At 60.4% G+C, this 10,326-nt stretch carries 9 protein-coding genes and 1 riboswitch; of the genes, 3 read left to right on the top strand and 6 right to left on the bottom strand.

What is annotated here, in order from left to right; all coding sequences use genetic code 11:
• Window positions 1-740: integrase core domain-containing protein (locus tag QP994_RS10430; RefSeq protein ID WP_284866703.1), on the top strand; the 740-nt coding region annotated here is incomplete at its 5' end.
• Window positions 741-806: 66 nt separating this feature from the next.
• Here QP994_RS10430 and QP994_RS10425 read toward each other — a convergent pair.
• A complete protein-coding gene (locus QP994_RS10425) occupies window positions 807-1,367 on the bottom strand; it encodes a TetR/AcrR family transcriptional regulator (RefSeq protein WP_284866701.1) in 561 nt (186 codons plus the stop codon).
• A 105-nt stretch (window positions 1,368-1,472) separates the two neighbouring features.
• Here QP994_RS10425 and QP994_RS10420 point away from each other — a divergent pair, with 105 nt between their 5' ends.
• Window positions 1,473-2,153 carry a hypothetical protein gene (locus QP994_RS10420; protein WP_284866700.1) on the top strand — a complete coding sequence of 227 codons (681 nt, stop codon included), beginning with the start codon at window positions 1,473-1,475 and terminating at the stop codon, window positions 2,151-2,153.
• Window positions 2,150-4,027, top strand: a complete 1,878-nt coding sequence (locus QP994_RS10415) for a YhgE/Pip family protein (protein ID WP_284866698.1) — start codon at window positions 2,150-2,152, stop codon at window positions 4,025-4,027. Before QP994_RS10420 ends, QP994_RS10415 begins: the two co-directional genes overlap by 4 nt.
• Here QP994_RS10415 and QP994_RS10410 read toward each other — a convergent pair.
• The 5 genes from QP994_RS10410 to QP994_RS10390 form a co-directional block, all read right to left on the bottom strand.
• Complete coding sequence (locus tag QP994_RS10410; protein WP_284866697.1) at window positions 4,024-4,719, bottom strand: ABC transporter ATP-binding protein; 696 nt, start codon at window positions 4,717-4,719, stop codon at window positions 4,024-4,026. The genes QP994_RS10415 and QP994_RS10410 overlap by 4 nt on opposite strands.
• Window positions 4,712-5,497 (bottom strand): ABC transporter permease, encoded by a 786-nt coding sequence (locus tag QP994_RS10405; protein ID WP_284856289.1) that lies wholly within the window; start codon window positions 5,495-5,497, stop codon window positions 4,712-4,714. The genes QP994_RS10410 and QP994_RS10405 overlap by 8 nt, the downstream gene beginning before the upstream one ends.
• A complete protein-coding gene (locus QP994_RS10400; protein ID WP_284866694.1) occupies window positions 5,478-6,512 on the bottom strand; it encodes an ABC transporter substrate-binding protein in 1,035 nt (344 codons plus the stop codon). The genes QP994_RS10405 and QP994_RS10400 overlap by 20 nt, the downstream gene beginning before the upstream one ends.
• A gap of 61 nt (window positions 6,513-6,573) precedes the next feature.
• A riboswitch (TPP riboswitch) is annotated at window positions 6,574-6,676 on the bottom strand.
• Window positions 6,677-6,888: 212 nt separating this feature from the next.
• Complete coding sequence (locus QP994_RS10395) at window positions 6,889-8,196, bottom strand: alpha/beta hydrolase (RefSeq protein ID WP_284866693.1); 1,308 nt, start codon at window positions 8,194-8,196, stop codon at window positions 6,889-6,891.
• A gap of 173 nt (window positions 8,197-8,369) precedes the next feature.
• A complete protein-coding gene (locus QP994_RS10390) occupies window positions 8,370-10,100 on the bottom strand; it encodes an RNA/DNA-binding domain-containing protein (RefSeq protein ID WP_284866691.1) in 1,731 nt (576 codons plus the stop codon).
• Window positions 10,101-10,326 lie beyond the last annotated feature (226 nt).

Genomic DNA, 10,326 nt, shown 5'->3' with positions numbered 1-10,326 from the left:
TCGCCCCGACAACCCAGGGAAAAGACGAGCGATCTCACCGTACGTTGACCCAGTTCCTCGATGCACGCCACCCAGTCCACCTTGCCGAGGTCAACACATATCTGGCTGAATATCGCCAGGTGTACAACGAGCGACGACGGCACCAATCGCTGCTGGTCGGCAAGATGCACATCACCCCACGCCAAGCTTTCGATACTTTCCCCAAGGCACCGTCGCCTACGCATCCACTTGATCCTGATCAGATCTGGGCCCGCGTAGTTGCCTATAACCAGGCGCACAACCCACAAACTGTATCCGACATGCTAAACGGCCCCGCGGAAGCGGCAACTTCACACGAGGCCAGCACCGATGACATGGCAGCTCAGCAAGGCATACCTCCCACCGATACCCCTACGTTAACGATGCCTACGACACATTCAACAAACCATTGGGGCATCCCAGAGCAACTCTGCGTGAGCAAAGATGGCGTTGTACGCGTGTGCGGCTTCGGTCTCTACATTGGCCTGAGGTTTAAAAACCGCAGACTCTACTCCACGGTCACAGCCGATAACACTGCGGAGTTCTACACGGCCCATGACGGTGAATTCCTCTTCAGCGTGCCGCTACCGATCACGTTGAGCCACAGGCCACCAGGTGGTCAAGTCAACATCAACCTCGTCGAAGGAATGAAACACCGTCAACCACCGCGGATGAACCCGAAATTATCCAAGCCCCGGCCGAAACGCAGGCTACAACCATGAGCCACTAGAAGTGTGTCCAAAAACACCATGGAGCCCGTGTCCAAAAACCCTATGGACATAACACATCTAGTCCGCGTTCCGCCACGCGGTGAGCAGGCGGTCCACCAGGCGGTGTTGGACGTCGGGGTGTTCCTCCCCAAGCTTGCCGTCGAGGGGGCGTGTGACCACGAAGACCTCTTCGGCGAATTCGAGCGGGGTGAGCCCGCGCGGGACAAGGCCGGCGGGGACGGCGAGGTCGAGGACTGCTTGGAAGGCCTCAATTGTTTCCGCCCGCGTGGCCGCTAGTTCGGAGTTTTTGCCAAGGTCCTCCGACGCGATGGCCTCCACCAGGGGCCACGCGCCCACATCAAGCAGCTTCCACACAAACCCGTCCCACTGGGCGCGGGGGTCGGTGTGGAAGTTTTCTTTGAGCTCCTCGATGAGCAGCCCGATGTCGGTGAGCATTGCAATCCCACAGGCCACGTTGAGGTGCCGGCGAGTGGGAAAGTTCCTGTACAGGGTGGCAATGCCTACCTCGGCGCGGGACGCAATCGCTTCCAACGTGACGGTGGTGGAGGGGTGGGTGCGGAAGAGGGAGCAGGCTGCGTCGATAAGCTTTTTGCGCCTTAACACCGCATCCGATCGCATGATTTCCGCCTTGACTCAATGAAACTCGTGGTGAATGATATCCGGAGTAGAACTGATAGTTTATCCTCCACTTAGACCCAGAAAGAACAACGGGGGCACATAACAGTGGAACCCATTTTTCAAGTGACGGACCTTGTTGTCCGCAAAGGCGACGAACCGCTGACGTTTGAGATCGGCGACGGCCTGACCCTGCTGATTACGGAGCGCGAGTCAGGCTCATCGACCCTGTGCATGACCTTGGCGGGGCGTTTCAAACAGTTCGGCGGCGAGATCGCGCTGAGCGGGGCGACTACGACCCCGCGTGAACGCTTCAAGGACGTGGCCATGGCCGGCCTGACCATGCTCGATGGCCTTGAACGCCAGATGGATACCCGCCATATCCTGCGGGAACAGATCGCGTGGAGCCAGCCCTTCTTCAAACGTGTGCCGCGCGATGTGCTGGCGCACCCGAATGTGGAGCCGTGGCTAGACGTGCTCAGCTTGGAGGACCTCGACGTCTCGCTCAGGATCGGCGATGTGAGCGTGGAAGATCGCTTCCGCCTGCGCGTGCTGCTGGCACTGGTCTCGCGGCCAGACGCGAAGGCACTGGTGATCGACGACATTGATCAGATCCGCAGCCTCCGCCTGCGCGCGGCGGTGCTCGATGACCTGGTGGAGCTGTCCAAGCATCTGCCGGTGGTGGTCAACTCCGTCAACGAGGATCCGGATAACCACGCGGATGAGATTGTGGATCTACGGCACGCCCCGGAGGCCTCCAACGACGAGGAAGAGCAGGTGAACGCATGATTTCGGGCCTGAATGTAGGCACGCACTTCCGCAAACTCTTGCGGGGTGTTCTGCCGCCGCTGGCGCTGATTGCCATTACGTTGCTGCCACTGCTGTTCGGTGGCTTGTTCGTGTGGAGTTACTGGGATCCGCTGGGCAACCTGAACAAGATCCCGGTGGCGTTGGTCAACTCCGATGAGGGCGCGCAAGGCCCTGATGGGAAGGAGGTGCGCGCCGGCGACCAGGTAGCCGCGGAGCTACTCAAGGTGGAGCCGATGAACTTCGTGGAAGTCTCGGCGCAGGATGCCATCGAGGGTATTGGCAACGGCACGTATTACCTGGGTGTGGAGATACCCAAGAACTTCTCCGAGGCCGCGGTGAGTGTGAACACGGATGACCCGCATCCGGCGAAGATCAACGTGACGTTGAATAACACGAACGGTTTCATCCCCACCATGCTGGGTAACCAGGTCACGCGTGTGATGACCTCGGTGATTAGTGGCACCGTGGGTGAGCAGATTTCGCGCCAGATGTTCATGGGCTTCAACACCATCGGCGATGGCATGGATCAAGCGGGTGAAGGTGCGGACAAGCTTCACGACGGCACCACCCAAGCCCGCGACGGCAGCCAGCGCCTCAACGACGGCGCGAACCAGCTCAACGACGGCGTGCAGGAAGCATTGCAGAAGGTGCCGGATCTCGTTGACGGTGCCACCCAGCTCGACGAGGGGGCGCACGAGCTTAATAGCGGCGCCCAGCGCCTCAACGACGGCCTCGGCCAAGCCTCCACCGGCGCCGATGAACTCGCCGACGGGTTGGGGCGCCTGCGTGACGGTGTGAACCAAGCCGCTGGTGTGCTCGCACCGGTGAACATCCCCCAGCTGCAGCAAGGCACGCCGGCGGAGTTCCTGGACGGCATCAACTCAGCCGCCGACGGTGCCCGCGAGCTGTCCAATGCGCTGCACTTGCTTCACGACGGCTCCGGTGAACTCCTCACCGGCACCACCCAACTCAGTGACGGCACCACCCAACTCGTGGTCGGTGTGCGCACTCTATCCGAGGGCTCTAATGTCCTCGCGGACGGCACCCAGCAGCTCGCCGCCGGTATGGATGACCTGAACAGCGGCATCATCCAACTAGATGACGGCTCCGGTGAGCTGGCCTTCAAACTCAACGAAGGTGCCGGGAAGGTCCCGCGCTTTGATGGTGAGAAGCTCGACTCCGCCTCCTCCGTTGCCAGCTCCCCCGTCCGGCTGGAAAACACCGGCGATGATGTTTCCCTGTTCGGTGTAGGCCTGTCCCCCTTCTTCCTCTCCCTGTCCCTGTGGTTCGGCGGATTGATCATGTTCATGGTGTTCAACCCGATTTCCCGGCGCGCCATTGACTCCGGTGTCAGCCCACTGCGCGTGGTGTTGAGCTCCTGGATCCCAGCCGCCATCCTGGGTGTGATTCAGGCGTTCCACCTGTGGTGGATGCAAAACCTCGTGCTCGGGGTCAACGCGGAGCACCCGGTACAGATGTTCTTTGCCCTGGCGTACGTGGCCATCATCTTTGTCACGGCGATCTTGGCTATTTACGCCATCTTCGGGCCGTCCACAGGCCGTCTGATCACCATGATCCTCATGTCACTGCAGCTCGTAGCATCCAACGGCCTGTACCCGCCGGAGGTCCAACCCGAGTTCATCCAGTGGGTCCACTCGTGGGATCCGATGCGGTTCTCGGTGGACCTCATGCGCCACGTGCTCTTCGGCACGGCACCCGGCGACCACCGCGTCACCGTCGCACTCATCGTGCTCACCTCCGTGGGTGTGGCGTCCTTCCTCATCGCGATGGCGGGATTCTGGAAGGAACGTGTCGTCGTCGCTAAGCACATCCACCCTGAGCTGGAGGTTTAGCGCTCGTGGAGCAGCTCCAGAAGGTGCAGCTCCAATTCACTGCTTGCTTGCTTATCGACGTCCACAATCTCCCTCACCCCCGCCGGCCTCGGCCCGAGCACCACGACGCGATCTGACAACGTCACCGCTTCGCGCACGTCATGGGTGATGAGCAGGGCGGTCCAGTCATGGTCCGCCCACATCCCTTTGAGCCAGTTTTGGAGTTCGGTGCGGGTGAGGGAGTCGAGGGCGCCGAAGGGTTCGTCGAGAAGCAAAGTGCTTTTACCCTGTACAACCGTGCGTAAAAGTGCGGCGCGTTGGCGCATGCCGCCGGAGAGTTCGAACGGCAGCGCGTCCTCGAAGCCGTCGAGCCCGAACTGCGGGAACAGTTCGCGTGCGCGGGCACGGGCTTCCTGTTTGGGCGTGCCTTGAACTTCGAGGCCGAGCGCCGTGTTGTCCAGGATGGTGCGCCACGGAAACAGCAGATCTTTTTGCGGCATGTATGCCGTGGTGCCGTTGACCGTCGCGCGGCCACTGGTAGGTGAGTCCAGGCCGGCGATGATGTTGAACAGCGTCGATTTGCCTGAGCCCGACGGGCCGATGATGGACACGAACTCGCCGGGCTCAACGCTGAAGGAGACGTCTTTGAGTACCGTGAGCTGCCCGAATAACTTGCTTACGTGTTCAAGGTGGACCACTGGTGTGTCAGCCATGTGCTTTGCGCTCCTTGATGTGCCACGGGATGACCGCGCGCTCGATGAGGTAGGTGGACAGGTACAACGCGATACTCAGCGCCGCGGTGACCACCACCGCTGCCAGCACCAGATCCGTGCGGAAGGCGTTCTTCTGCACGCTCATGTAGATGCCCAGGCCCTGCTTCGCGCCGACGTACTCGGCGAAGATCGCGCCCGTCACCGCGTACGTGATGCCGATGCGCAGTGCTGTGAAAAACGCCGGCATCGCCTGCGGCAGGCGCACCATGCGGAACTGCTGCCAGCGACTGGCGCCCATGCTGCGGAGCAGACGCGTGGCGTCCCGGTCCGTGCGGTCAAAGGCCTCGATGAGACCAATGGCCACTGGGAAGAACGTCACCAGAGCCACCACCAGCATCTTCGGCACGATGCCGAAGCCGAACCAGATGATGATCAAGGGCGCAATGGCAATCACCGGCACTGTCTGGGAGGCCACCAGCAACGGCTGCAGCCCCTTCCGCAGAGTCGGTGAGAAATCCGACGCGATAGCCAACACCCACGCGCACACCATCGACAGCGCAAAGCCCACCGCCGTGACCTGTAGCGTTGCCGCCGCGTGCCCCGCGATGACCTCCCGCTGCTCCCACCCGGCGCGCGCCACCTGGGTGGGGGTGGGGAGGATGCGGGGGGAGACGTCGATAAGCTTCACCACGAGCTCCCACACCGCGACCGCAATGAGGATGAAAGCGGTGGGGACGGCGACGGTGCCTTTCGGCGCTTTACTGGGTGATGTACTCATTGGTGAAGTACGTGTTCCAGTCCGGCTCCTCCGTCAGCTCCTTGCCGGTTTCGTCCTTGAGCAGACCCTGCTCCTGCAGGAAACGCCCCAGCTCCGCCCAGTGCGTTTCGGTCTGGCCTCCGAACTTGCCGTTCTCGTCGAGCATGTAGTTCTCCACCAGCATCCGCTGCGAGCGCTGCAGGAAGTCCAGATCCTCCAGCAGGTCGCTGTTTTCCTTCTGCAGGATTTCCGCCGCCGCGTCCGGGTCCTCGATCGCGTCCTCATAGCCGCGCTGGAGGGCCTGCACGAAGCTCTTCGCCTGCTCCGGATTCTTGTCCATCCAGGTTTGGTTGCCCACGATGACCACCTGGTACGCATCCGGGAAACCATAATCGATGTACTTGAAGTTCTTCAGGTGCACACCGCGGTCTTCTGCCTCAATGCCTTCCCACGCCACGTACGGCACGGTGAAGTCCACGTCCCCCGAGTACAGCGCCTCATACGCGCTGGTGCCCAGGACGACCGTGTCGAATTCGCCCTTACCGCCGGCCGCCTGCACCACTCCGCGCATGGTTGCTTCTTCCGCCGAGTTGGCAAAACCACCGAACGTCAGGCCGTCCAGATCCTTCGGGCTCTTGATCTCCTCACGGTCCGCGAGCACACTCACCTCCGTGGCCCACGTCTGCTCCACAGCCAACACGGAGCGCAGATCCGCACCCGCTGCCTTCGCAATCGTGGCCGTATCCTGGAAGCTCACACCGAACTCCGCCTGACCAGCATCGACCATGAGGTCCGGGTTGGAATCGTTGTACGGCAGCACCTCCACATCCAGGCCCGCCTCTGCGAAGTAGCCCTTGTTCAGCGCCACGTAGAGCCCCGTGTGGTTGGTGTTCGGCGTCCAGTCCAGCGCGATGCGGACCTTGCCGTTATTGTCGCCGCCGTCGCCGCTGCCCTCGCCGTCGGCCGCGCAGGCCGCCAGCATCATCGTGGCGCCCACCGCCGCTATCGTCGCCGTGATTTTCTTGAAAAAGCTCATTGCTTCTCTCGCCTTCATTCAAGGCGGAAGCAGCCCAGGGGCGATCGCATACGCGCATGCGTGCGTCTCCCCGTGACCATCCCTCCGCCAGCACTAACTGGATCAGGTTCGACGGGTCTAATCTCAGCCGACGCTTCTGCGCGCCGGCACCCCGTGTCACGTGCTTTAAAGTTATACCAGCGGTTAGTCAGGTGGGTGTGAGATTGGCTTGCAAAGTGCAATGAATGAACTGCAATAAACGAACTCAAATAAACCAGGTCGGGGCTCGCCAGCTAGGCAGCTGCCCGCGAATCCACCTGGTTCATTGCACTTCATTCATTGCAGTTTGTGTCTGAGGGGCCTAAGCAGGCGAAGTCGGCCCCCACAGGCATGGGCTCTAGGACAGGATCTCCCGCAGGAACGGCACCGAGTCCACCGTGGACATGTTCACCGTCCCGCCGTGATCAGCCGGGTACCACTTGACCACAACCTTTTGGTTCCGGGGGTCACCAATGAATTGGCGCAGCCACATCTCCGAGTTCAGAATGAGCCCAATCGGGGTGGGCACATCCTGGTCCTGCAGGCCGTGGCCGAGGAAGACCGGCTTGTCATAACCAGCAACAGGGGTGCCCATGAGGTCCCGCGTGGCCTGTTCCAGACCGGGGACGCTGCGCAGTGGTTTGGAAAATGCCCGCGCCAGGTTTGTCCCCGCCGCGGCGTCGCGCACTTCCTGGAAGCAGCTCTTCTTCGCCTCCGTGAGCATGCGCTTGCCGTCCTCCGTCAGCGCGGAATCCAGATCCACGTGCGGGTACGCCTCCTGTACCGCTGTCAGGATGTACAGCCCGTAGGTGCTCAGCGCTGCCGGCAGCGGCACCGGCGGGAAGGTGGGGCCACCAGCAAGGATGATCTCCTCCACGTACGCCGGCGCGCCGGTGGCCACCGCACCGCGGTAGTCCAGGCCGAGCTGCTGGCTGCGCGGCGTCGCACGATGCGCCACGTGCAGCGCCACTCCCCCGCCCTGCGACTGCCCAATCACGGCCCACCGCTTAGCCAGCACCGACCCATCCGGCCCCTGCGTGCCCGCCATCGCGTGCGCCGCCGCCACAGAATCCACCACGTTCGCCGCCGCGACCTTACCGTTCAGGTAGCTGTGCAGCCCCGGCGAATCCAGCCCAACATAATCCGTAGCCACGATCGCGTACCCCTCGTCGAGCCAACGGTTGAGGTACTCCGCATCACGCGCCGATCGTGCGTTTATCGACGGCGCACACTCATCCCCCAACCCCACCGTCCCATGCGCCCACGCCAGCACCGGCCAACCGCCCTCGGGTTTCTCCCCCTTGGGCAAGAACACTGCTCCGGTGCTCGTCGCGGGTTTCCCGTGCTGATCCACCGTCGTGTACGCCACCCTGAACTGCTTTGATGCGCTGCTCAACCCCACTCGCTCATCCAGTGGCACCTCCGCTAGGACCGTGCCCGGCTCACCACTCGGCGCCACCGCTGGCAGACCACTGCGGTACACCGGCACTTCGCGCGGTGCCACATCCCGCATCGGCTCCCCCGCCTTCACCGAGGACATCGGCGTCAGATCCGCCACCGACCCAAACGGCGTCGCGTCCGCCTGTGGCACCTGCCCTGCCAGGCCCGTGACCCCGAGGCCAACACTCAATCCGACCGCAGCAACCGTCGATAAGCATTTGCGCATATGTCCACCCTCCTAGATTTTGTGCACGAAACTATCTTTCTTTGTACACAAAACCCGGCGCGCACGAGGCCACTTTGCACAACCCCGCCTCAAACTGCGAATCAAAGTGCGAAACTGCGAATACTTTTCACACTTTCATTCGCACTTTCATCCAAATTGAGAATTCCGCTGGTCTAAGTCCGGCTATACACAGTTGCTTTACGCCCCTGACCACCCAACATGACAACATGGTCTTCAGCGAGGAGAGGCTCAAGCGCATACCGCACTTGTGCTGGCGACAAACCCGTCCTCGACTGCATGTCTTTCAGAGTTACAAACTCGCCTGGGCCAATCGCTGCGTAAACTGCCGGCACATTCTTGCCCAAAGCAACCAAGAAATGCTGGTCCACGCTGGCATGGTCTGGCCGATATGTAATCTCCTTCCGCTCTCCTGGCACTGAGTAGATGCCGTCCTCTAGCTCCACAACACCGCAATCAATGAGTCTGTCAAGGATCCTCTTACACTTCCGCTCCCCCAACGGTGTGTACAACTGCACGATGTGCGACAACGTCGCTCCACCCCCGCTCCGCAGGTTGATCAGTATGTCCTCTTCCGTTGGAGTGAACTGTTGCTTGGCTTCTTGTTTCAGATCTGAAAGCCACTGATTATCTGCCTCGGTGAAGCGTGAGCCACGCGGAAACAACACTTTGAAGCTAACACCGTTATCAATGAACCGAGGCTTCGGCAGACCAGCTTCTCGGGTGGCCGTGAGAATCTCTTGGATTCCGCCACCTTCACCTTCAATCACTCGTTCACCCTCAGCTGTACGCAAGTAACGGGCTATCTCGTACAGCCGCTTGTTCACCGGCGCTTTGGTCAGTTCCGGGCTTTCCAGCTGAGATGCAGACAGACCGCGAAGACCCCCCGGACTGACCACCACGAGCATCTTCTCCGTGATCCGGACCTCAACTTTCTTTCCCACCTCCACGGAAGGCCCCAAGTCGCGATGAACCAGAGCATTAGCAAGAACCTCACGGATTGCCGTCGGTGGGAACTCCGGCTCATCCACCAGGTGACCACTCTCGGTGTACCTACTCACGGTGTCTGAATTCTGGCGGATCCACTCCATGATCTCCACCAACATCACTGGCAGCGGCCCCTCAATTTCTTTGAGGTTCTTATGCCTGCCAACTCCATCCCCGCGAGACAACCTCACTGCAACAGTCGCACCGAGAGCAGGTTCCACTGATTGCGGCAGGTAACCAAGCGCATACAATCCTCCAAGCCGAATGTCACCCTGATTATCAGTGACATTGGTGACTTGGAGCAGCTGTGCATCATCATCGATCTTGGCCACGCGCGAGCGGGACTCCCGCACAGATTTGATGAACCCTTTAAGCACCTGTGGATCAAGCACGCCAGTGTCAGTTCCCGGTACCGATTGAAAGTCGGAGAGTATCTGCTGGCTCTCTGTGAGCGCTGAAAGTTCCAACATCTTGATGTCATTGGAGTTCATTTCATAGTCTCCATCAGCTTGACGGAGAAATGCCTTGTTACGAAAAGTCGCCGGCTTTTCCGACGGCAGCAGCGGCGTCACTTCCACCACCACAATCTTTTTGTCGTCGACGACATGGTGCGAGAACACGAGTTGCGGTGCCGGCGACACGGAAGAACGGTTCACTGACGTGATGGCCTTCTCCATCTCCGCTGGATTCTGCACCCCAGTGATGGCAAAGCCTTGGCGTTCATTGACACCAAGAATGATTACGCCTGCCTGTGGCATATTCGCGAATGCGCACAGTGTCTCCCCGATACCCTCAGGTACTCCTCCTGCGGCGGTTTTGCATTCCACCAGCGTTGTGTCATCCCCGAAAGCGCGGAGTTCCGCGAGCGTTTCCACAACTCGCACATCAGTCCAACTCATGTTTCTGAGTCTATTACATATTTAGCACTTTGTCTACCAGCTCTTTCATACTTTAAAGTCCATACTGCGAATCAAAGTTTGAAAGATGATTAGCGCTTTGACAGTTTCGTTCAGAGTTTCGTTCAGAGTTTCGTTCACAGTTTGGTCTATTGTCAGATGCGGGTTTTTGGTACCGGTGTTCCGGAGACCCGGTACTGCCGTGTTCCGGGTAGTTGGTACCGGGGCC

This window comes from Corynebacterium sp. MSK044 (assembly GCF_030232825.1).
In the GTDB taxonomy this organism is placed as follows: Bacteria; Actinomycetota; Actinomycetes; order Mycobacteriales; family Mycobacteriaceae; genus Corynebacterium.
The sequence above is the reverse complement of the archived record's forward strand: the minus strand, read 5'-3'. Positions and strand labels throughout refer to the sequence as shown.

What these genes read in the sequence shown, in the direction of transcription:
- QP994_RS10415 (WP_284866698.1), top strand. Translation starts at nt 2,150, where the DNA reads ATGATTTCGGGCCTGAATGTAGGCACGCACTTCCGCAAACTCTTGCGG.
- QP994_RS10400 (WP_284866694.1), bottom strand. Translation starts at nt 6,512, where the DNA reads ATGAGCTTTTTCAAGAAAATCACGGCGACGATAGCGGCGGTGGGCGCC.
- QP994_RS10405 (WP_284856289.1), bottom strand. Translation starts at nt 5,497, where the DNA reads ATGAGTACATCACCCAGTAAAGCGCCGAAAGGCACCGTCGCCGTCCCC.
- QP994_RS10410 (WP_284866697.1), bottom strand. Translation starts at nt 4,719, where the DNA reads ATGGCTGACACACCAGTGGTCCACCTTGAACACGTAAGCAAGTTATTC.
- QP994_RS10390 (WP_284866691.1), bottom strand. Translation starts at nt 10,100, where the DNA reads ATGAGTTGGACTGATGTGCGAGTTGTGGAAACGCTCGCGGAACTCCGC.
- QP994_RS10425 (WP_284866701.1), bottom strand. Translation starts at nt 1,367, where the DNA reads ATGCGATCGGATGCGGTGTTAAGGCGCAAAAAGCTTATCGACGCAGCC.
- QP994_RS10395 (WP_284866693.1), bottom strand. Translation starts at nt 8,196, where the DNA reads ATGCGCAAATGCTTATCGACGGTTGCTGCGGTCGGATTGAGTGTTGGC.